Origin of the sequence: Collinsella sp. HCP3S3_E11 (genome assembly GCF_052067375.1) — a bacterium.
Classification (GTDB): domain Bacteria; phylum Actinomycetota; class Coriobacteriia; order Coriobacteriales; family Coriobacteriaceae; genus Collinsella.
In genome coordinates this window covers 1-22,818 of the sequence record NZ_JBQHQI010000007.1, presented here as the reverse complement: position 1 = coordinate 22,818, position 22,818 = coordinate 1, and the positions used below count along the sequence as shown (strand labels likewise).

Below are 22,818 nucleotides of genomic sequence, written 5' to 3'. Positions count from 1 at the left end.
GGTGGCCGGAATCGGTTTTGAGCTCAAACGCCTGTTTAGGCGCAAGGGTCTGTTTGCCACGATGCGCGCCTATGGCTACGCCGGCATTGTGTGCACGGGCCCCATGCTGCTGGGCGTGCTGCTCCAGGTGGGTATCTTGGTGCTGTGCGGTCTGTGGGGTGTGGGCCGCGCCAACCAGGATCTGCTGGTGTGCATGGTGACCTATACGCTGCTGGCGTCGCTTACGCTCACGAGCTTTTTCTCCATGCCCGTCACGCGCTTTTTGGCGGACATGCTCTTCGCCGAGCGCGAAGAAGAGGTCTTGCCCTCGTTTTGGGGTTCCAACGCCATCATGCTGGTTACGGGCACGGCGCTCTACGGCGTCTTTTTGCTGTTTTCGGGCGCCACACTGCTGCAGGGGCTGCTGTGCCTGTGGCTGTTCAACATTATGATCGTCAACTGGAACGGCATGAGCTATCTCACCGCTATTAAGGATTACCGTGGCATTCTGTGCAGCTTTGCGGCTGCCATTGGCGTGGCGTTCCTGTGCGCCCTGGCCGCGCTGGCACTGGGGCTGCCGCCGGTTGAGAGCCTGTTGGCATCAATCGCCCTGGGCTACGGCGTCATGCTCGCCTGGGACGTGGTGCTGCTGTACCGGTATTTTCCACAGAGCGACCGCAGTCCCTGGCTCTTTTTGCGCTGGCTCGATCAGTTTATGCCGCTGGCGCTCACGGGTCTGTTTACCAACCTGGGGCTCTTTGCGCACCTGGTAATTATTTGGGCCGGTCCCATTGGCGTGCAGGTCAAGGGCTTGTTTTATGGCGCGCCCTACCACGATGTTCCGGCGCTCATCGCGTTTTTGACGGTCCTGGTCACGACCGTCAACTTTGTGGTCTCGGTCGAGGTCAACTTTTACCCGCGCTACCGCGACTACTACAGCCTGTTCAACGACGGTGGCGTGGTGGGCGATATTGTGGTGGCCGAGGAGGAGATGCTCTCCACGCTCAACAGCGAACTGCGCTTTTGCGCGCTCAAGCAGCTGTTTGTGACGGCGGCGGTCATTTCGCTCGAGACCACGGTGCTCTCGGCCCTGCCGCTGGGCTTTAACAGTCTTATGCACGGGTATTTTCGCACGCTATGCGTGGGCTATGGCCTGTATGCCGTGGGCAATACGGTGATGCTCGTCTTGCTGTACTTTACCGACTACAAGGGGGCCGTGCTGGCCTCGGGCCTGTTTGCCGGTGTGGCGGGGCTGGCGACTGCCGTGTCGCTGCTTTTGCCGCAGCAGTTTTACGGCTTTGGCTTTTTGTTGGGTGCGGCGGTGTTTTTTATCGTGGCGCTGCTGCGACTCGACACCTATACTGCCAACTTGCCGTATCGTATTCTGAGCCAGCAGCCCATGGTGGCGACCGACAAGACGGGTCGCTTTACACAGCTGGGCCGCTTGCTCGACCGTGCCGAGCGGCGCTATGAGGAAGCCCGCCATAAGGGCGAGCCACATGGCGCGTTTGAACGCACGGTGGTCCGTGTGTATCGCAACCATTGGGGAGGTCCTGATGACCGATAGGATGATATCGCGTCGCCGCTTGATTGAGGCGGCTGCCGGCACACTGCTGCTTTCGGGCTGCTCTGCGCAGGACGAATCCTCGACCAAAAAGGTCAAAAAGCAGGGCAAGATTAACAAGGCCGAGGCCTCGAATGAGGTCAAGCACCTGCGCGACAAGGACGAGCTCTACGAGGTCTACGACGACTCGGGCATTGTGACCATGTACCTGACGGTCTCGCGCGGCAACAGCTCCGAGAACACGGACCACAGCTGGGCCGATATCAATACGTACTCGGTGTATGACTATGCTGACATGGGCGTGGCGCGCTATCAGGTTATGGGCCTTTTGCAGGCGGGCGACGAAGAGGGCCCGGTTGCCGGTGAGGTTGGCTATGGCGAGGAAGCGCCCAATGCCACCGTGCAGGTGCGCGGCCAGACGTCGAGCTCCTATACGCAAAAGAATTACAAGGTGGAGCTCAAAAAGGGCAAGGGTACCTGGCGTCAGCAGCGTTCCATTGCGCTCAACAAGCATATGGGTGAGGGTTTGCGCTTTCGAAATAAGATGGCCTACGATTTGATTCGCGGGATTCCCCAGATGATGGGCCTGCGCACACAGTTTGTGCATCTGTGGGTGTGCGACCAGACCGAAAAGTCCAACGACACCTTTGAGGACTACGGCCTGTTTACACAGGTAGAGCAGCTTAATAAGACGGCGCTTAAGGCACATGGCCTAGATAAGAATGGACACCTGTACAAGGTGAACAACTTTGAGTTCTATCGCTACGAGGACACCATTAAACTCGCCGACGAACCCGACTACAACCAGGCGGCTTTTGAGAGCATGCTCGAGATTAAGGGCGACTCGGACCACACCAAGCTCATCGAGATGCTCGATGCGCTCAACGACGAATCGCAAAAGATCGATGACGTGCTCGACACCTACTTTGATACCGAGAACCTGGTCTATTGGCTGGCGTTTCAGATCCTGACGGGCAACTGCGATACGCAGAACCGTAACTGCTATCTGTACAGCCCGCTCAACTCAAATACCTGGTACTTTTTGGATTGGGATAACGACGGCATGCTGCGTAAGCTTGAGCATAGCCTGATGGGGTTCTCGGACTATGCGAGCTGGGAGCGCGGCGCGAGCAACTACTGGGGCAACGTGCTGTTTAACCGCGCGTTGCGCAGTAAGTCGTTCCGCAGCGAACTCGACCGTGCCGTCAAGGACTTGCGCTCGTATCTGACCGAGGCGCGTCTGGCCAAGATGATTAAACATTACCGCGAAGTGACCGAGTCGCTTGTCTTTTCCGCGCCCGACCTCGATAAACTGCCCGTTACCAAAGACGAATACGAGCAGATTGCCGCGGCGATTCCCTCCGAGATCGAGGAAAACTACAAGAGCTACTGCGAAAGCTTTAAAAAGCCCATGCCGTTCTACATTGGCGTGCCGCAGATCGATAACGGCAAATTGCGTGTGAACTGGGATGCCGCGTACGACTTTGAGGCGCGCGATATTCGCTATACCGTCGAGCTTGCGCGCGACTACGCCATCAATGACGTGCTTTTTAAGGCCGAGGACGTGCTGCTGCCCGAGGTAACGTGCGATGCGCCCGATACCGGCCAGTACTTTGTACGCGTGCGTGCCACCAACTCCGACGGCTATACGCAAGATGCGTTTGACTACTATGTGACCGACGATGGCAAGCAGTACGGCATGAAGTGCTTTTACGTGCAAGACGGCGGTAAGGTCGTGGAGGACACGTATGAGGAGGGCTAGCGCGTTGCTTGAGCGCCTGGCGGCCCCGCCTGCGCGTGCCACGCAGGAGCGTTATCGCCACGAGCTCAAATATCTCATTAACGAGGGCGAGCACTCCGCGCTTGCCTGTCGCATGGCGCCGGTTTTTAAACTGGACAAGCATGCGCGCTCGGGTGGCTACACCATTCGCAGCCTGTACTTTGACGACTACTGCAACTCGGCCTACGAGGAAAAAGACGCCGGTATTCTCATGCGCAAAAAGTATCGCGTGCGCATCTATAACGGCAGCGACAGGGTGATTAAGCTCGAGCGCAAAAAGAAGTACGGCAGCTGGATCTTCAAGGAGGACGCGCCGCTCACGCGCGGCGAGTTTGAGCAGATCCTGGCTGGCGACTACGGCTTTTTGCTGAGGAGCCCGCACCAACTCTGCCGCGAGTTCTACATCGAGTGTATCTGCAACATGATGCGCCCGCGGACCATCGTGGACTACGAGCGCGAGCCGTGGGTGATGGATGAGGGCACCGTGCGCATTACGTTTGACATGAACGTGCGTGCCGCGGTGGGTAGCTTTGACATCTTTGACGCGACCTTGCCCGCGCTGCCCGTGCTGGAGCCCGGCAAGCTGGTGATGGAGGTCAAGTTTACCGAGTTTTGTCCGCAGCTGGTGCGCGATATGGTGCCGCCGGGCGCGGCCGAGCTTACGGCGGTCTCCAAGTACTGCCTGTGTTACGAAAAGACCGCCTACCTGCGCGGTTTTAACTACTGGGATTCGGATTTTGAGAACCGAGGGGATATTTAGACCATGAGCACCAGGGACTTTTTTAAGAACTCCGTCTTGGAGGCGTTTGGTCAGGTCGACCCTGCCAAGATCGGCCTGTCGCTGCTCGTGGCGCTCGCCATGGGCATCCTGATCTATTACGTGTACAAGCGCTTTTTTACCGGCGTGGTGTATTCGCGTAGCTTTGCCGTGACGCTCGTGGGCATGTGCGTGCTCACCTGCATGGTCACGCTCGCGATCTCGACAAACGTGGTCATCTCGCTCGGTATGGTCGGTGCTCTGTCCATCGTCCGCTACCGTACGGCGGTCAAGGACCCGCTCGACCTGCTGTATCTGTTTTGGTCCATTACCACGGGCATTACGGCGGGAGCCGGCATGTATGCACTCGTGGGGCTCACGGCAGCAGTGATCGTGCTGATGATCGCCGGCTTTGCGAGCGGTCAGGATAAGTCGCGCGTGTACATGATGGTCATTCACTACACGGGCCAGACCACTGGCGACGATATCGTGCGCGCGTTTGGGCGCACCAAGTTCACCGTTAAGTCCAAGACTATGCGCGGCGACAAGGTGGAGATGGCCGTCGAGGTGTTCTCTGACGGTGTGGATATGCCCTATGCCGACGCCATCCGTGCCCTCGATGGCGTGGAGGACCTAACGCTCATCCAATACAACGGCGAATACCACGGCTAGAGCCCTAGCGAGTAGATTGGGGAAACATCCGCATTGTGGGCTTTTGTTTTGAAGGGACGGTGTCACGTGGACGCACAACAGCTAGAAGAGGCCTGGGCTGCAAGGGCTGGCGCGCGCGAGGCGCGACTGGTTGCGGCCTCGCATGTGCCGGCGGCGCTGTCTCTGTTGGGGATTGTGCGCCCCGGCGATCGCCTGGTGGCCTTTGCGGATGACTTTGCCGAAGCGTTTGCGTGCGGCTTTGAGGGCTGCGATGTCGTGTTGGTGGGCTCGCCGTCCGCCGAGGCGTTTGCTGCTGCGTCCGAGGGCTTTGATGCTTCGCTTGATGCCGAGGGGCCGCACCTGTGGTGGTTCGCCAATTCCATTGGCGCGTTCGGTCTGCGTGTGCCCGATTTGCGCGCGTTAGGCCGCGCCGCGCGTGAGGCCCATGCGCTGCTGGTTGTTGACAACACCGTGGCTGACGTCTTTGGCTGCAATTCGCTGAGCTTGGGCGCCGTGCTGTCGCTCGAGGCACTCGACCGCGTGTGTGCCGGTAAGGCCCCGCGTAAGCTCGTTGCCGCTTCGGTGGCGCGATCGCAGCTCAAGCGCCATCGTGTGGACGCCGCGGCTGAGTGCGCGCATGCGTTGTTTGCGGGCTGCGGTGCGTCGGCGCTCGATCTTTCTGCTGAGGAGGCCGACGTGCTGGAGCGCGGGCTTTCCTCGCTTAACGCTCGCATGCAGGCTCACTTCGATCGAGCCCGTGCGCTGGCCGAGTATCTGGCCGCGAACGAGATGGTGCGCAACGTGCGCTATCCCGGGCTGAGCTCGCATCCTGACCATGCGGTTGCAACGGGAATCCTCGAGCATGGCTTTGGCCCGGCAGTTGAGTTTGACCTTATCGAGCGTGGCGCGGGAGAGCTGTTCGACGCTTTGCCGGGGGAGTTCCGCACATCGCCTGCCGGCGGTGCAACGACGCGTCTTTCGGCCCTACGTGGCAAGCAGGGGGACACCATCCGCCTCTTCGCCGGCACCGACGACCCCCTGACGGTAGCCGCCGCCCTCGATAGCGCCCTCCGGCAGTAGCTAATTTGGGACGGGGCTTTTTTAGCTACCCAATGTCAATTTTTGGCTATGAGTTAAGAATGCTCTGGATGGGTAGCTAAAAAAGCCCCGTCCCAAATTAGCTACTCTTTGATGGTGTCGATCAGGTCGTTGGCCCTTGCGGCTATGACTTCGTTGATCTCTGCCTGCAGCTCCTCGTAGGCCGCTATGGCTCGCTCGCCGGCGGGGGTGAGCGAGCTCCCGCGGGCGCCGTCGCGCTCGATGAGCTTGCACCCCAGCTGCCCCTCGGCCTCGTTCACAATGCGCCATGCCTTGGAATAGGCCATGCCCATGCTCTTGGCGGCGCGGTTGATCGAGTGTTCGCGGGCGATACCCTGCAGCAGCAAGACGCAGCCGTGGCCGAACACGCCCGGCAGATCTTTGTCGCACGACTGAATGACCAGTTTTGCCGTCGTCTTGTACTTCATGCGCTCCACGTCTCTCCGCTAAAGTGTCTGCTGGGCAAACGCAAAGCCTGCGTTAAACCCTCGTGTGCTCTTCTTAAATCATGCATTGTAGCAGTCAAAGTGCGTTAAGATACTTGCCCAGTATTGGGCGCCCAAGGTTGGGCTGGGTCCTACGAGGCCTGCAGCCGACCGGTCGCATGGAAAAAGGAGAAACATGGCTACGTTCTTTCCCGGTGAGTCCCACACGTTTTCGGAGTATCTGCTGGTCCCTGGTTATTCGTCCTCGCAGTGCATCCCCAACAACGTCTCTCTTAAGACGCCGCTAACCCGCTTTAAGCGCGGCGAGAAGCCGGCAATCACCCTGAACATCCCCATGGTTTCCGCCATCATGCAGTCCGTCTCGGGCGTCGACATGGGTGTCGCGCTCGCTACCGAGGGTGGCCTGTCCTTCATTTACGGTTCCCAGACACCCGAGTCCGAGGCCGCCATGGTCAAGGCCGTCAAGGATCACAAGGCCGGCTTCGTCCAGTCCGATTCCACGCTGACCCCCGACATGACCATGGAGCAGGTCATCGAGCTCAAGGAGAAGACCGGTCACTCCACCATGCCGGTCACCGACGACGGCACTCCCAAGGGCAAACTCCTGGGTATCGTTACCAGCCGTGACTATCGCCCCAGCCGCGATGACCACCAAAAGAAGGTCTCCGAGTTCATGACCCCGCGTGAGCAGCTCATCGTGGGCGACAAGAACATCAGCCTCAAGGTTGCCAATGACGTCATCTGGGACAACAAGCTCAACGCCCTGCCCATCGTCGACGACAACGATCACCTTATGGGCATTGTCTTCCGCAAGGACTACGACAGCCACAAGACCAACCCCAACGAGCTGCTCGACGGCGACAAGCGCTACATGGTCGGCGCCGGCATCAACACCCGCGACTATGCCGAGCGCGTGCCGCTGCTCATCGAGGCCGGCGCCGATGTCCTGTGCATCGACTCTTCCGAGGGCTTCAGCGAGTGGCAGAAGCGCACCATCGAGTGGATCCGCGCCAACTACGGCGAGGATGTTAAGGTCGGTGCCGGCAACGTCGTTGACGCCGAGGGCTTCCGCTTTTTGGCCGACTGCGGTGCCGACTTCATCAAGGTTGGTATCGGCGGCGGTTCCATCTGCATTACCCGCGAGACCAAGGGTATCGGCCGTGGCCAGGCCACCGCGCTGATCGACGTCTGCCGCGCTCGCGACGAGTACTACGAGGAGACCGGCGTCTACGTGCCCGTGTGCTCCGACGGCGGTATCGTCTACGACTACCACATGACGCTCGCCCTTGCCATGGGTGCCGACTTTATGATGCTGGGCCGCTACTTTGCCCGCTTTGACGAGAGCCCGACCGAGCGCGTCAACGTCAACGGTCAGTACATGAAGGAGTACTGGGGCGAGGGTTCTGCGCGTGCCCGCAACTGGCAGCGCTACGACCTGGGTGGCGCCGCGAAGCTCAGCTTTGTCGAGGGCGTCGACTCCTACGTTCCCTACGCCGGCTCCCTTAAGGACGGCGTGGGCGGCACGCTCTACAAGATCAAGTCCACGATGTGCAACTGCGGTGCCCTCTCGATTCCCGAGCTCCAGAAAAAGGCACGCCTGACCCTGGTGAGCTCGACCTCGATCGTCGAAGGCGGCGCCCACGACGTAGTCGTCAAGGATTCGCAGCAGTCTGTGTCTTATCGATAGGATAAGAGCCGCACATAAAGGTTGAGTTCCAACCACGTTATTAAGATAAAGCGAGATGCCTGCAAGTCGCAGGCATCTCGCTTGTCGTATTTGCTATCATCAGTCAAGTTAACCTTAGGGTCGGTCGGCTTGGCTTTGTTCGCTACAAGTTCCGCACGCAAAGAAGAGCACTTAATGTGCTCTTCGTCTTGCGCAGGACTGTCCGCAGTAGCGAATAAAGCCAAGCCGACCGACCCCAGCTAAGATTAAAGGAGCTGATATGTGCGATTGCACAGATCATAAGGACGAGATCCCTGCCTACGACGCGCAGGCCATTGAGTCCAAGTGGATGAAGGCCTGGGAGGACTCCAACCTCTTTGCCGTCGACACCGACGCCAGCAAGCCCAAGAAGTACGTGCTCGAGATGTTCCCGTATCCTTCGGGCGACCTGCACATGGGCCACGCGCGCAACTATACCATCGGCGATGCCATGGCCCGTCAGGCCCGTATGCGCGGCTTTGACGTGCTGCATCCCATTGGCTTTGACGCCTTTGGCCTGCCCGCCGAGAACGCCGCCATCAAGCACAACACGCAGGCTGCTGCCTGGACGTATAAGAACATGGACCAGGCGCTCGCCACGATGAAGCGCATGGGCTTCTCCTACGATCTGGATCGCATGGTCAAGACCTGCAGCCCCGACTACTACCGCTGGGGTCAGTGGATCTTTGAGAAGATGTGGGAAAAGGGCCTGGTCTACCGCAAGAAGAACCCGGTCAACTGGTGCCCCAACTGCAAGACCGTTCTGGCCAACGAGCAGGTTACCGAGGGCAAGTGCTGGCGCTGCGGCACCGAGCCCGAGAAGCGCGACCTTGAGCAGTGGTACTACAAGATTACCGAGTACTCCCAGGAGCTGCTCGACGATCTGGAGAAGCTCCCCGGCTGGCCCGAGCGCGTTAAGCAGATGCAGGCCAACTGGATCGGCCGCTCCGAGGGCGCCGAGGTCGACTTTACCCTGTGTGATGCCAACGGCGATCCCATCGAGGGCGACGAGGGCAAGATCACCGTCTTCACCACGCGTGCCGACACGCTCTTTGGCGTCTCCTTCTTTGTCCTGGCTCCCGAGTACGCTCGTCTGCACGAGCTCGTCGAGGGCACGGAGTACGAGGAGGCCGTGACCAAGATCGTCGAGGACTCCAAGCATATCTCTGCCGTCGAGCGTGCTCAGGGCACCCTCGAGAAGCATGGTGCCTTTACGGGCCGCTACGTGGTTAACCCCGTCAACGGCGAGAAGGTTCCCGTGTGGGTTGCCGACTATGTCGTTGCCGATTACGGCACCGGCGCCGTCATGGCCGTTCCCTGCGGCGACCAGCGCGACTTTGAGTTTGCCCGCAAGTACGACCTCCCGATCGTCCCGATCATCCTGGACGATGACGACCGCGCTGCCGTCGAGGCCAGCGGCGAGACCATCGATACCTTCCATGCCGAGACCGTCGACTGGGATTGCGCCCACGCTGCCGAGGGCACGCTCGTCCAGTCCGGCAAGTACACCGGCATGCGCGGCGGTAAGCACTCCGAGGGCGAGGCTGCCATCGTGGCCGACCTCGAGGCCATGGGCTGCGGTCGTCGCAAGGTCGAGTTCCGCCTGCGCGACTGGCTCATCAGCCGTCAGCGCTATTGGGGCAACCCCATCCCGGCCATCCATTGCGAGCACTGCGGCATTGTGCCCGTGCCCGAGGACCAGCTGCCGGTGACGCTGCCCGAGAACCTGGACCTGGGCGCCGGCGAGACCCTCGCCGAGTGCAAGGACTTCTACGAGACCACCTGCCCGGTCTGCGGCCGCCCGGCCAAGCGCGAGACCGATACCATGGACACCTTCACCTGCTCCAGCTGGTATTACCTGCGCTATACCGACCCGCACAACACCGAGCTGCCCTTCTCCCGCGAGGCGGCAGACCGTTGGATGCCCGTCGATAACTACATCGGCGGCATCGAGCACGCCATTTTGCACCTGCTCTACAGCCGCTTCTTTACCAAGGCGCTGCGCGACCTGGGTCTGCTCAGCGTGGACGAGCCCTTTACCAACCTGCTGTGCCAGGGCATGGTCAAGGACGAGAACGGCGACACCATGTCCAAGTCCAAGGGCAACGTCGTGCCTCCGAGCTCGGTTATCGAGCCCTACGGCGCCGACACCATGCGTCTGGCGATCCTGTTTATCGCCCCGCCCGAGAAGGACTTTGACTGGGATCCCAAGGCCGTCGAGGGTGCCAACCGCTTTATCAAGCGCGCCTGGCGTATCGTGTGGCAGCTTGTCCAGTCGGGTGATGCCAACGCTGCCTTCGACAAGTCCGTGCTCGACGAGACCGCGATGAAGCTCTATCGCGAGCGTCACCGCACCATCGCCAAGTGCACCGAGGACTTCGATCGCGGGCAGTTTAACACCGCGATCTCGGCCGTCATGGAGCTCGTCAACGCAGCGAGCGCCTACCTCAACGCCACCGAGGGCGCATCGCGCGACAAGGCACTGTGCTACGGCGTGGCCAAGGACATCGTGAGCGTTCTTGCCCCCATCTGTCCGTTCTGGGCCGACGAGCTGTGGCACGAGGCGCTCGGCTGCGAGGGCAACGCCTACACCGCCTCCTGGCCCGAGTTTGACCTGGCCGAGTCCATCGAGGACACAGTGCAGATCGTCGTCCAGGTGCTCGGTAAGGTCCGCGGCCGCATCGATGTGGCCCGCGATGCCTCCAACGAGGAGATGCAGGCTGCCGCCGAGGCCGCTGTTGCCAAGTGGCTCGAGGGCAAGACGGTCGTCAAGGCCATCTGCGTGCCCGGCAAGCTGGTCAACCTGGTGGTTAAGTAAACCTTGCGCATATAGTTGATGCACAATAGACGAGGGACGATCCGGCTGGGTTGTCCCTCTTTTTGGATATGGATACTTGCGACTACACCTAATTATCCATTTCTTGTGGAGAACCTGTGCTCACGCTGACCTGCGGGTTTGTGCTGTGGTTGCACGTTTTCGCAGGTATTGGTATAGTTTGCTTGCAAATGAAGTTGTAATTGAAAGAAGTGGGGTTTCGGCCCCGCTTCTTTTTTGTATGGATGGAGGTGCCGCAATGGTCAAGAGCAAGACCGAGCAGGCGATCATCGACGCGCTCGAGGCCGTCGCTCCCCAGCACGATGTCGATATCGTCGACGTTGAGCTCGTGGGTGCTACCAAGGCCCCCTGCGTGCGTGTGCGTATCGAGGGTGCCGAGGGTCAGAGCCTGTCGCTCAACGACGTCACGGCCAACACCAAGTGGGTCGGCGACGTGATTGAGGAGCTCGACCCCATCTCTTCGAGCTATACGCTCGAGGTGTCGAGCCCGGGTATGGCGCGCCCGCTGCGCCGTCCGCGTGACTTTGCCCGCTTTGTGGGCGAGGACTGCGAGCTTTCCTCCACCGCCACCGAGGGCCGTCGCAAGTACTCCGGCAAGATTGCCGCCGCGACCGAGACCAACGTAACCCTCGAGCTCGAGGACGGCGAGTCTGTCACCCTCGATTATTCCGATGTTAAAAAGTGTAAGTTGAAGCCCGTCTATGACTTCAAGCCCGCGAAGGAAGGAAACTAACATGGCAGCATCCGACATGATGTCCGCCCTGATGGAGCTTTGCCAGGAGAAGCACATCGACCAGCTCTACCTGATCGACCGTCTGGAGCAGTCGCTCGCCAAGAGCTATGCCGAGATCCTGCATCTTGAGTGGGGCGCCAAGGTGACCATCGACCGCACCACCGGCAAGATCTATGTCTACCGCCTGGAGCCGATCGACGATTCCATGGACGAGGAGGGCAACTTCACCGAGTTCGAGGAGATCGACGTCACCCCCAAGAACACCAGCCGCATCGCCGCCCAGCACGCCAAGGCCGAGATCAACGCCATCGTGCGCAACTCCGCCCGCGAGCAGATCTACGAGGAGTTCTCCGGCCGTATCGGCGACCTCATCAGCGGTACCGTACTGCAGTCCACACCCGACTTTACGATCGTCAAGATCCGCGAAGGCGTCGAGGCCGAGCTTCCGCACTTTGATCAGCGCCGCTACGAGAACGAGCGCAACGAGCGCCCCATGGGCGAGCGCTATCTGCACAACCAGCACATCAAGGCCGTGATCATTGACGTTCGCGACCCCAACTCCACGCTTCCGCCGGTTCGCGGCGAGCACAGCCGTCCGCCGATCGTTATCTCGCGTACCCACCCCGAGCTCATGCGTCGTCTGTTTGAGCAGGAGGTGCCCGAGATCTATGAGGGCACCGTCCAGATCAAGTCGATCGCCCGCGAGCCCGGCCAGCGCTCCAAGGTCGCCGTCCACTCGCTCGACGACCGCCTGGATCCCGTGGGCGCCTGCGTCGGCCCCAAGGGCAGCCGTGTGCGCGCCGTCGTGGGTGAGCTGCGCGGTGAGCGCGTCGACGTCATCCTGTGGGATGCCGATCCGGCCGTCTACGTCGCCAACGCCCTGTCGCCCGCCAAGGTCACTCGCGTCCTTATCGACGAGGAGAAGGCCTATGCCGGCGTCATCGTGCCCGACGACCAGCTTTCGCTCGCCATTGGCAAGGAGGGCCAGAACGCCCGCCTGGCCGCACGCCTGACCGGCTGGCACATCGACATTAAGTCCGAGACCCTTGCCGCCGACATCCTCAAGAACGTGCCCGTTCACGAGGAGCCTGCCGCCGACCTGATCGGTGACGAGGAGGATGACGACGCCCGTCGTTGCGAGTACGTGTCCGAGGACGGCATCCAGTGCCGCAACCAGGCCCGTCCCGGTTCCCGTTTCTGCGGTGTCCACGACACCGACGCCTTCGATGATGCGGAGGACCTGATCTAGCGCGCGGTTGCGCTGGACAGGTTCCGGCGCACATCCCACGCTCGTTCAGTCTCTAGGCACCCAAGGTGCCAGAAAGGGTAGGTGAAGTCATATGGCAAAAGTCCGTGTGTCCACCCTGGCCAAAGAGTTCGGCATGACCTCCAAGGAACTGATGGGTCACCTCGCCGAAATGAAGATTCCCGCTAAGTCTGCTTCCTCCGCCCTGGAGGACGCTTATGTTGCCATGGTCCGCAAGCAGCTTGCCTCGGTGATCGAGGCCCGCGCCCAGGAAGTCGAGGCCGCCAAGCAGGCCGAGGAGGAGGCTGCCGCCGCCGAGGAGGCAGCGCGTGCCGCCGAGGCCGAGCGCGAGCGCATCGCCGCCGAGAAGGCACGCGAGGAGGAGCGCCGCCAGTTTGCCGCCGCCCAGGCCGCCGAAGAGGCAGCCCGTGCCGAGGCTGAGGCCAAGAAGAAGGCCGAGCAGGAGCGCCTTGCCCGCGAAAAGGAGGAGGCTGCTCGCGAGGCCCAGCGCCGCGCCGTTCCCGCTTCCGACTCCGGTTCGCGCTTCCGTTCGCTGCTCGATCAGATCGCCGCACAGGAGACCGTGCTCAAGGAGAAGAAGGACGCCGAGGACAAGGCCAAGGCCGAGCGCGGCAACCGTCGCGGCGGCAACAACGATCGTCGTGGCGGCCGTCGCAACGACCGCAACGCCTCCGAGAGCCGCCCGCACAGCCATCGCACCAACGCCAGCAACAATGTCGCTGCCGGCATGGATTTTCCCAACCCCGATAAGCAGGGCAAGGGCAAGAAGCGCAAGGGTGGTCACAACAGCGAAGAGGACCACTACAGCCGCATGGCGCGCGAGGCCGAGGAGTACAGCCGCGAGAAGGTTCTCGAGGAGGCCCGTGCCGCCGTCGAGGAGGCCTCTCGCGAGTCCACCGGTCGCCGCAAGAAGCGCAAGGAGAAGCGCGAGCGCGAGGCCGCTAGGGCTCAGGAGGAGCGCAAGATTGAGGAGGCGCTGGCCCAGGGCGTGAACCCCGAGGAGCTCGACGCCATCAAGGTCTCCCAGGGCGTTACCGTCCAGGAGCTTGCCGAGGCGCTCGACGTTCCGGCCAACGACATCATCAAGCGCCTGTTCCTGCTGGGCACCCCGCTCACCATGACGCAGTCCATGTCCGACGACCTTGTCGAGCTCGTTGCCGACGACTTGGGCCGTCAGATCAGGATCATCACCCCCGAGGAGGAGAACACCTTCTCGTTCTACGACGATCCCGCCGACCTTAAGCCCCGCGCCCCGGTCGTCACCGTCATGGGTCACGTCGACCACGGCAAGACGAGCCTGCTCGACGCCATCCGCCACACCGGCGTCGCTGCCGGCGAGGCTGGCGGCATTACCCAGGCCATCGGCGCTTCGCAGGTCATGATCAACGACCGCAAGATCACCTTCATCGATACCCCGGGCCACGCTACCTTTACGGCCATGCGTGCCCGTGGCGCCAAGGTGACCGACATCGTCATCCTGATCGTCGCCGCCGACGACGGCGTCATGCCCCAGACGGTCGAGTCGATCAACCACGCCAAGGCCGCCGGCGTTCCCATCGTCGTCGCCGTCAACAAGATCGATAAGCCCGGCGCCAACCCCGACCGTGTACGCCAGGAACTCACCGAGTACGGCGTCATCCCCGAGGAGTGGGGCGGACAGAACATGTTCGTCAACATCTCGGCCAAGCAGAAGATCGGTATCGACGACCTTCTGGAGACCGTGCTGCTCCAGGCCGACGTGCTCGAGCTCAAGGCCAACCCCGATACCTTCGCCTCGGGCAACGTCCTCGAGGCCAAGCTCGACAAGGGCCGCGGCTCGGTCGCTACCGTGCTCGTGACCCGCGGTACCCTGCACGTGGGCGATACGCTGGTCGCCGGCCTCACCTATGGCCGCGTTCGCGCCATGCTCGACCCCAAGGGCCGCGCCGTCACCGAGGCCGGTCCCTCCGACGCCGTCGAGATCCTGGGCCTGCAGTCCGTCCCCAACGCCGGCGACGAGTTCCGCGTGTTCGAGGACGAGCGCGAGGCGCGCGCCCTGGCCGATGAGCGCTCGCTCAAGGCCCGTATCGAGGAGCAGAGCCGCGTGAAGCACGTCACGCTCGAGAACCTCTTCGAGACCATCGCCGACGCCGAGGTCAAGGAGCTCAACCTGATCATCAAGGCCGACGTCCAGGGCTCCATCGAGGCCCTTCAGGACTCGCTCGACAAGATGGATCAGTCCGAGGTCCGCATCAACACGATCCACTCCGCGGTCGGTGCCATCAACGAGACCGACGTCGTCCTGGCTGACGCCTCCAACGCCATCATCATTGGCTTTGGCGTGCGTCCCGACGGTAAGGCCCGCTCCGCTGCCGAGCGCGAGGGCGTCGAGATTCGTTGCTACGACGTTATCTACAAGTGCCTCGAGGAGCTCGACGCTGCCCGTATCGGCATGCTCAAGCCCACCGAGGTCGAGGTCTCCACGGGTACCGCGACCGTCCTGGACACCTTTAAGGTGCCCAAAGTCGGTATCGCCGCCGGTGTCCGCGTCGAGGAGGGCGAGATTGCCGCGACCGATTCCGTGCGCCTGGTGCGCGACGGCATCGTTGTCTTTAACGGTAAGATCGCCTCGATGCGCCACTACAAGGACGAGGCCAAGAGCCTCAAGAGCGGTTCCGAGGGCGGCATTGGCCTGGAGAACTTCCAGGACATCAAGCCCGGCGACCAGATCGAGGGTTACCGTATCGACCAGGTTGCCCGTACCGAGTAGGGGGTAGCGCTATGAAGCAAACGCAGGCAACCCGCCGTCTGGGCGAGCAGCTTCGCGAGAAGCTCGGTTATATCCTTCTCTTTGAGGTTTCCGATCCGCGTCTCGACCTGGTCACCCTGACCGCGGTCGAGGTCGCGGTGGACCGTTCGTTCGCGCGCGTGTACGTGTCGTGCGATGCGAGCCGCTACGATGAGGTCATGGAGGCGCTCGCCAGCGCCAAGGGCCGCATTCGCAGCCTGTTGGCTCGCTCGCTCGACTGGCGCGTCACGCCCGAGCTCGATTTTCGCATCGATCGCTCGACCGATGAGGCCGAGCGCATTACGCGTGCGCTGGAGAATGTCCCGGCCACGCTGGCGATCGAAAAGGACGAGGACGGCTATCCCATAGCGGATGCCGCCCAGGAGGCAGCTTTAGATGACTAATTCCGCCGACCTCGTCTCGTGCGAGTCTGCAGATATTAAACGACGCATCCTCGAGCTTATCGAGGGTGCGTCCTCCATTGCGATCTCGGGTCATACCTCTCCCGACGGCGATGCCCTGGGCTCCGTGTTGGGCTTGGGTCTCTCGCTCATGAAGGCGTTCCCCGACAAGGACATCGCGCTGCTGCTCGCAGACGACGATCCCGTTCCGCGTATTTACCGCTTTATGGAAGGCGCCGATCGTCTGGTGCCGGCTTCGAGCTTTACGGGCGATCCCGACCTGTTTATCTCGGTGGATGTGCCGGTTGTCGAGCGTCTGAACAACTCGGCCGACGTGCTCCGCCGCTCCAAACATGTGGTGTGCTTTGACCACCATCCGGCGCGCGAGGAGTTTGCCGAGGTAAGCCTGAGGCGTGTCGATGCTGCGGCGTGCGCCATGATCATCGACCGCTTTTTGGATGATTGCGGCATTGTCGTTCGCGATCGCATCGCCACCTGTCTGCTCTGCGGCCTGGTTACCGATACCGGTCGTTTTCAGTATCAGAATGCCGATGCCGCTGCGTTCCATGCGGCCTCGCGCCTGGTGGCGCACGGTGCCGACCCGGCGCGTGTCGCGCTCGAGGTCTATCAGAGCATGCGCGTCGAGTTCTTGCACCTCAAGTCCATCGTCATGGGCCGCATCAAGACGGTCGCGCACGGGCGCGTGGCGTATAGCTACGCGTACGAAAGCGACCTTAAGGAATGTGGCGTCACCTCGGATGAGTGCGACGGCTTGGTCGATGTGGTGCGCTCGGTGATGGGTGTCGAGGTCTGCCTGTTCCTTAAGGGCATCGAGGGCGATACCAAGGTGCGCGGAAACCTGCGCTCCAAGGGCGACATGGATGTCTCCGAGATTGCGGCCAACTTTGGCGGAGGCGGACATCACGCTGCCGCCGGCTTTACCAATAACGGAACGATTTTCGAGACGCTCACCGCGGCACTTCCCATGCTGGCCGAGCTGGTGGGGGAGGATCCCGCTTCGGTGACCGTCGAGCTCTAACTTTTTGGATGGTACATGGCTCGTCGTACGCCTTCTCAATTGAATATGCTGCTCGCCGTCGATAAACCGGTGGGCTGCACGTCCCACGACGTGGTTTCGCGGTGCCGACGCGCCCTCCATGAGCGGCGCGTCGGTCATGCCGGCACGCTCGACCCCATGGCGTCGGGTGTCATGGTGGTGGGCGTGGGCCAGGCTACGCGTCTGCTGGGCATGCTTACCCTCGATACCAAAAGTTACGTCGCCGATATCTCGTTTGGCGCCGAGACCAATACCGACGATGCGGAAGGCGAGGCCGTCCGTACGGTTGCCATTGCACCTGATCTGCGCGATCCGGCCTATGCCCGTGAGCGCTTGAGCGCCATGCTGGGCCCTCAGATGCAGGTCCCGCCGGCGTTTTCGGCTATTTCGGTCAACGGCGTGCGCGCCTATAAGTCTGCACGTGAGGGCAATGCCGTTGAGTTGCCTGCGCGCCCGGTCGAGGTATATTCTGCCGACCTGATCGCCGTGAGTGGCGAGGGCGATTCCTGCATTTGGACCGTTGCCTTCTCGGTGAGCAAGGGCACCTATATCCGTGCGCTCGCTCGCGACCTGGGTCGTGCCTGCGATAGTGCCGCGCATATTTCCGCGCTGCGCCGTACCGCTTCTGGCATTGTCTCCATCGGTGCCTGCCATGCGGTCGAGGAGCTTTCTCCCGATTCCGCTGCCGGCTTTGCCTTGGACCCCATTGCGGCCCTCGGCGCCACGCGTGTCGACTTGCCGGGCAATCTTGCGGACGATCTGCTGTGCGGACGTCGTATTCCTATTGATCGCGCGCTCGCCGGCTTCGATGTGTCTAAGGCACCGTTTGCGCTGGTGCTCGATGGCGAGCTCAAGGCTTTGGCTCGTATCGAGGATGGTCGCTTTGTGATGGAGCACGTCTTTCCGCAGGCGATCGGCGGTGTTCGATGATGCTGGACCCTCGCGAGCTCGCGCGCACATTTTTTGTGGGCGCGGCGGCGGAGGCCCGCATCGTTTTGGCTGATGCTTTTGGTGACTGCGAGTCTATGGGTGCCGCCTCGATTGCCATCGGCGTGTTCGATGGCGTGCATAGGGGACATCGTGAGCTGATCGACGCGGTCATTCGCGATGCGCGCGTCCGCGGCTGCAAAGCGGTTGTCGTAACGTTTGACCCTGATCCAGATGTTGTGGTGAGCCCTGCGCCCGCTCAAAAATTGATGACGACGGCCGACCGCCTGCATGCCCTGGCTCAGACTGGGGTCGATGCCGTGGTGGCTGTTCCCTTTACGCCTGCGGTAGCGTCGCTCGACCACGTGGGCTTTCTTGAGCTGTTGGCGCATGCTGTCGACATTCGCTCCATTCGCGTTGGCAGCGATTTTAGGCTGGGCCGCGGCGGCGCCTCGGGCGTTGCCGAGATGCAGGCGTGGGGCGCTGAGCGCGGTGTTGACGTGTATGGGCACAATTTGCTGTGCGAGGGCGGCGAGGCTATCTGCGCCACCCGCATTCGACGTGAGCTGAGCTTGGGCCATGTTGAGCTGGCAGCCGATCTACTCGGCCGTCCCTATATGGTGCGTGGCGGCGTGATTCGCGGTCGCCACGAGGGCTCCGATATGGGATTTCCGACGGCAAACCTGTTGGTACCAAACGGAATCCAGCTGCCTGCCGATGGCGTCTACGAGGGCCTTGTGCTGGTCGACGATACCGTGTGGCCCGCTGCCGTCAACGTGGGCCTGCCGCCGACGTATGCCGACGATGCCGCTTCGGCGCATCTCGAGGCCAACTTGATCGGGTATGCGGGCGACCTGTATGGACGTTCGGTTTCGTTGGCGTTTACGCGTTGGCTGCGTCCTTCGCGCGTGTTCGATTCGCTGGACGAGCTTATCGCGACCGTCGAGGGTAATATTGACGATATCCGTCATAACTTGGGTGAGCAGGGGGTGGGCATCCGTGATTAGCGATGAGGAGAAAGACCAGGTGCGCGCTGCGTCCGACCTGGTTGCCATTGTGCAGGAAACGGTTGAGCTCAAGCCCCGCGGCCATGAGTTTTGGGGTTGCTGCCCCTTCCATGGCGAAAAGACCCCATCGTTTCACATTATCCCCGCTACGCAGGTGTGGCACTGCTTTGGCTGTGGCGAGGGCGGCGACGTCTTCACCTACATCATGAAGCGCGAGAACCTGAGCTTTCCCGAGTCGATTCGCTACCTGGCCGATCGTGCCGGCATTGAGCTGCACGATACCGGCGCGCAGCGCGATCGCGGCACCAAGCGCGCCCGCATCTATGACCTGTGCGCCGAGACGGCCCAGTTCTATCACACCATGCTCATGCGCGGTAAGGACAGCCGTCCGCGCGAGTACTTTGCCAGCCGCGGTATGGGTGGCGACGTCTGCCGTCGCTACTGCCTGGGCTTTGCGCCGGGTCGCAATATGTTGGTGGCCCATCTGTCGCAGAAGGGCTTTACCCCGCAGGAGATGATCGACGCCAACGTGGCCGTGAGTCGCGGGCGCGGACAGCTTGCCGATCGTTTTTACGACCGCGTGATGTTTCCCATCTTTGACGAACAGGGTCATAACATCGCCTTTGGCGGTCGTATTATGGGCGACGGCCAACCCAAGTACCTCAACACCGCCGAGACGAGCGTGTTTCATAAAAAGAGAAACCTCTACGGCTTTAACTGGGCCAAGGAGTTTATCGTCGCGCAGGATACCGCCATCGTGGTGGAGGGATATACCGACTGCATCGCCTGCTGGGAGTCGGGGATCAAAAACGTCGTCGCCACGCTGGGCACGGCGCTGACGGAACATCACGTAAAGACGCTCACCCGTTTTGCCAAGCGTATTGTGTATATGTTCGATGGTGACGCCGCCGGTCAAAAGGCCGCGCGCCGCGCGATTCAGTTTATCGAGCAGGATTCGATGGACCTGCGCTGCGTGGTGCTTCCCGACGGTAACGACCCCATGGAGTTCATCACGGCGCATGGTGGCGAGGCCCTGCAGGCGCGTATCGACGCCGCCGAGCCCCTCATGGACTTTGTGTACCGCTCACTGCAGGAGTCGAGCGACATTACCACGCCGGGCGGTCGCGCCAAGGCGCTCGAGGATGCGCTGACGCTCATCTATCCGCTGCGCGATAGCTACATGATCGATACGTACTTTATCCAGATCGCCGACCTTCTGGGCCTGGATTTGGAGACGGTGCGCTCGAGTTCGGGCCGTGTGTTTCGCGATGTCGCCAAACGCGAGGACGCCGAGCGTCGTCGCGAGCAGAACTACGAGCGCCAGCGGGCACAGGCCGAGCGCGCCGGCAGCGCGGGCGGTCGGGTGTCCGGTCCGCAGGGGGCATCTCGCGGCGCCTGGGCGTCGGGGACGACGCCGCCGGTATCCGCACCGGTCGAGGAGGAACCGTACGACTATGTGCCGCTCGAGGCCTACGGGGCCGCGCCGGTCGAGGTCGTCGACGATACGCCGCCGATCGATGTGCCTGCTGGCATGGACACAACGCCCGCGGGGTCTGCTTCGAGCGCTTCCGTTCCGGCGACGCCGATCGTGCTGACCGATCTGGAGCGGAAGTCTCTGGCGGGGGAGCGCGAGCTGTTGACGATGCTCACCAGCTACCCCGACCTATTCCGCACGTACACCGATCGCATCTGCTCGATTGAGTGGGTAGACCCCCGTCACGAGTCCATCGCGTGGGCCGTGCTCGCGACGCCGCCGGGCACCGACCCCGCGGCGTGCATGGACGCCGCGCGCGCGGTGTGTCCCGAGGCGGCTTCGCTTGTCAGCGCCGGGCGCATCTCGGCGACGAGCAAGCACCCCACCGAGACGAACATCGTCTTTATGCTCGATACGCTTGAGCTTTACACCATCAAGCGCCGTATGCGGGCTGCCCAGGCCAAGCTGCGCCAGGACCGGTCGCTCGACGATGACGCGCGCCGTGCATTGACCATGCAGGCCGCGCAGGATTCTTTGCGCCAGCGCGAGCTCCAGAAGTCGATTGGCGGCGTGGCCGATCCGTTCCGGTTGATTGGTTTGGAGGCCGCGGGTCCCGATCAGGCCTAGATGTTGTGGTCAATCGGCATGTTATCTGCTATATCCAGTCTGAATTTTGGGTATAGACGTGTAAGTGTGTGCTAAAGTAATGTGTCCTGTGGACTACGAAGGGAGAATCTGTGCCAAATAAGACTGAGAGCACGGGTACTGGGCTGGAATCCTACGTTGCTAAGCTCATGGGCAACGGCTCAAACAGGACTTCGGTAACCGAGGACGAGATTCAGGTCGTCCTGAAGGATATCGATGTTTCTGACGAGCAGCTCAACGCGGTCTATTCCGCGCTGCGCAACAGCGGCATCCAGATTATCTCCGCGAGCGGAAACGACGACGCCCCCATGGACGTCGACGATGACGATAACGATACCGACGATTTCGATGACGACGAGGAGCACGATTCCGGCTCGCTCGACGATCATGAGCTTAAGATGGCCCGTCAGGCCGATGCCGAGATGGGTTCTTGCAAGAGCAAAAAGAAGCGCACCGTCCGCACGTCCCGTTCGCGTTCTCGCGTGCGTGGCATCGATGCCTCCACGGTGATGCTGACCGGTGACCCGGTTCGTATGTACCTTAAGGAGATCGGCAAGGTCGACCTGCTGACTGCCTCCGAAGAGGTCGATCTGGCCATGAAGATCGAGGCCGGGCTCGAGGCCACCGAGAAGCTCGAGGCCGCCGAGGCGGGCGAGATCGAGCTCACCCGCGCCGAGATGCGTCGTCTGACTCGTATCGAGAACGTGGGCCTCGAGGCCAAGCAGGCGCTCATCAGCGCCAACCTCCGTCTGGTCGTCTCCATCGCCAAGCGCTACGTCGGTCGCGGCATGCTGTTCCTGGATCTGATCCAGGAGGGCAACCTCGGTCTGATCCGCGCCGTCGAGAAGTTCGACTACCAGAAGGGTTTCAAGTTTTCCACGTACGCCACGTGGTGGATCCGTCAGGCCATCACGCGCGCTATCGCCGACCAGGCCCGTACCATCCGTATTCCCGTACACATGGTCGAGACCATCAACAAGCTTGTCCGCGTGCAGCGCCAGCTCCTCCAGGATCTGGGTCGCGACCCGACCCCCGAGGAGATCGGTGCCGAGATGGACATGAGTGCCGACCGCGTCCGCGAGATTCAGAAGATCTCGCAGGAGCCCGTGTCGCTCGAGACTCCTATCGGCGAGGAAGAGGATTCCCAGCTGGGCGACTTTATCGAGGACTCCCAGGCCATCGTTCCGCCCGATGCCGCCAGCTTCTCCATGCTGCAGGAGCAGCTCACCCAGGTGCTCGACTCGCTTGCCGATCGTGAGCGCAAGGTTATTGAGCTGCGCTTTGGACTTGTCGACGGACATCCCCGCACGCTCGAGGAAGTCGGCCGCGAGTTTGGTGTCACGCGCGAGCGCATCCGCCAGATCGAGTCCAAGACCCTGGCCAAGCTCCGCCACCCCAGCCGCTCCAGCAAGCTCAAAGACTACATCGAAAGCTAGTCATGCAAGAAGCGCCCTCAAGCACATCCGCTTGAGGGCGCTTTCATGTAACAAGGGCCGGCAGTTGGGGCACGGGTAGTCTTTTTGGGACGGGGCTTTTTTAGCTACCCTATCTCAATGCGCGGTTCAAGCTTTAAAGGCCCCAGGTTGGGTAGCTAAAAAAGCCCCGTCCCAAAATGAACTGCCTCCCATTTCTTGGACACGAGAAATGGGAGGCTTTTTATGCGAGTCGACTTGAGGGTGAAGCACGACATCGAGGCCAGGAAGGCGGCGATCGGGCTCTTCGAG

The 22,818-nt window shown here is 61.6% G+C and carries 17 protein-coding genes; 16 read left to right on the top strand and 1 reads right to left on the bottom strand.

Annotation, left to right across the window (positions count from 1 at the left end):
* The first annotated feature begins 1 nt into the window (after window position 1).
* The 5 genes from pelG (at window position 2) to ACTM86_RS05680 (ending at window position 5,811) form a co-directional block, all read left to right on the top strand.
* Window positions 2-1,546: an exopolysaccharide Pel transporter PelG gene (gene pelG, locus ACTM86_RS05700; protein WP_441016154.1), complete on the top strand. Its 1,545-nt coding sequence runs from the start codon at window positions 2-4 to the stop codon at window positions 1,544-1,546.
* The gene (locus ACTM86_RS05695) at window positions 1,536-3,305 is read left to right on the top strand and encodes a CotH kinase family protein (protein WP_441016152.1); all 1,770 of its coding nucleotides are present in this window, start codon (window positions 1,536-1,538) and stop codon (window positions 3,303-3,305) included. Before pelG ends, ACTM86_RS05695 begins: the two co-directional genes overlap by 11 nt.
* Window positions 3,292-4,083: a polyphosphate polymerase domain-containing protein gene (locus ACTM86_RS05690; protein ID WP_441016149.1), complete on the top strand. Its 792-nt coding sequence runs from the start codon at window positions 3,292-3,294 to the stop codon at window positions 4,081-4,083. Before ACTM86_RS05695 ends, ACTM86_RS05690 begins: the two co-directional genes overlap by 14 nt.
* 3 nt (window positions 4,084-4,086) lie before the next feature.
* Entirely contained in the window at window positions 4,087-4,752 is a 666-nt protein-coding gene (locus tag ACTM86_RS05685; protein WP_441016146.1) for a DUF4956 domain-containing protein, read from the top strand.
* Between the two features lie 66 nt (window positions 4,753-4,818).
* Window positions 4,819-5,811 carry a PLP-dependent transferase gene (locus ACTM86_RS05680; RefSeq protein WP_441016143.1) on the top strand — a complete coding sequence of 331 codons (993 nt, stop codon included), beginning with the start codon at window positions 4,819-4,821 and terminating at the stop codon, window positions 5,809-5,811.
* A 101-nt stretch (window positions 5,812-5,912) separates the two neighbouring features.
* Here the strand turns inward: ACTM86_RS05680 and ACTM86_RS05675 are convergent, their stop codons facing one another.
* A complete protein-coding gene (locus ACTM86_RS05675) occupies window positions 5,913-6,257 on the bottom strand; it encodes a winged helix-turn-helix domain-containing protein (RefSeq protein WP_441016140.1) in 345 nt (114 codons plus the stop codon).
* 193 nt (window positions 6,258-6,450) lie between these two features.
* Here ACTM86_RS05675 and ACTM86_RS05670 point away from each other — a divergent pair, with 193 nt between their 5' ends.
* The 11 genes from ACTM86_RS05670 (at window position 6,451) to rpoD (ending at window position 22,530) form a co-directional block, all read left to right on the top strand.
* A complete protein-coding gene (locus ACTM86_RS05670) occupies window positions 6,451-7,962 on the top strand; it encodes an IMP dehydrogenase (protein ID WP_154515410.1) in 1,512 nt (503 codons plus the stop codon).
* Between the two features lie 259 nt (window positions 7,963-8,221).
* Entirely contained in the window at window positions 8,222-10,798 is a 2,577-nt protein-coding gene (gene leuS, locus ACTM86_RS05665; protein ID WP_441016137.1) for a leucine--tRNA ligase, read from the top strand.
* A 256-nt stretch (window positions 10,799-11,054) separates the two neighbouring features.
* Window positions 11,055-11,549: a ribosome maturation factor RimP gene (gene rimP / locus ACTM86_RS05660; protein WP_441016134.1), complete on the top strand. Its 495-nt coding sequence runs from the start codon at window positions 11,055-11,057 to the stop codon at window positions 11,547-11,549.
* Between the two features lies 1 nt (window position 11,550).
* Window positions 11,551-12,798 carry a transcription termination factor NusA gene (gene nusA, locus ACTM86_RS05655; protein ID WP_154515419.1) on the top strand — a complete coding sequence of 416 codons (1,248 nt, stop codon included), beginning with the start codon at window positions 11,551-11,553 and terminating at the stop codon, window positions 12,796-12,798.
* A gap of 91 nt (window positions 12,799-12,889) precedes the next feature.
* Window positions 12,890-15,565 (top strand): translation initiation factor IF-2, encoded by a 2,676-nt coding sequence (gene infB / locus ACTM86_RS05650; protein WP_427719633.1) that lies wholly within the window; start codon window positions 12,890-12,892, stop codon window positions 15,563-15,565.
* An 11-nt stretch (window positions 15,566-15,576) separates the two neighbouring features.
* Window positions 15,577-15,987 (top strand): 30S ribosome-binding factor RbfA, encoded by a 411-nt coding sequence (gene rbfA / locus ACTM86_RS05645; RefSeq protein ID WP_006234038.1) that lies wholly within the window; start codon window positions 15,577-15,579, stop codon window positions 15,985-15,987.
* Window positions 15,980-17,023, top strand: a complete 1,044-nt coding sequence (locus ACTM86_RS05640; RefSeq protein ID WP_427719632.1) for a DHH family phosphoesterase — start codon at window positions 15,980-15,982, stop codon at window positions 17,021-17,023. The genes rbfA and ACTM86_RS05640 overlap by 8 nt, the downstream gene beginning before the upstream one ends.
* Before the next feature lie 15 nt (window positions 17,024-17,038).
* Window positions 17,039-17,971 carry a tRNA pseudouridine(55) synthase TruB gene (gene truB / locus ACTM86_RS05635; protein WP_441016131.1) on the top strand — a complete coding sequence of 311 codons (933 nt, stop codon included), beginning with the start codon at window positions 17,039-17,041 and terminating at the stop codon, window positions 17,969-17,971.
* Window positions 17,968-18,975 (top strand): riboflavin biosynthesis protein RibF, encoded by a 1,008-nt coding sequence (ribF, locus tag ACTM86_RS05630; RefSeq protein ID WP_441016128.1) that lies wholly within the window; start codon window positions 17,968-17,970, stop codon window positions 18,973-18,975. Before truB ends, ribF begins: the two co-directional genes overlap by 4 nt.
* On the top strand, window positions 18,968-21,076 hold the full coding sequence (gene dnaG, locus ACTM86_RS05625) for a DNA primase (protein ID WP_441016125.1): 2,109 nt from the start codon (window positions 18,968-18,970) through the stop codon (window positions 21,074-21,076). The genes ribF and dnaG overlap by 8 nt, the downstream gene beginning before the upstream one ends.
* A 110-nt stretch (window positions 21,077-21,186) precedes the next feature.
* Window positions 21,187-22,530, top strand: coding sequence for an RNA polymerase sigma factor RpoD (rpoD, locus tag ACTM86_RS05620; protein ID WP_370450567.1), 1,344 nt, complete (start codon window positions 21,187-21,189; stop codon window positions 22,528-22,530).
* Window positions 22,531-22,818 lie beyond the last annotated feature (288 nt).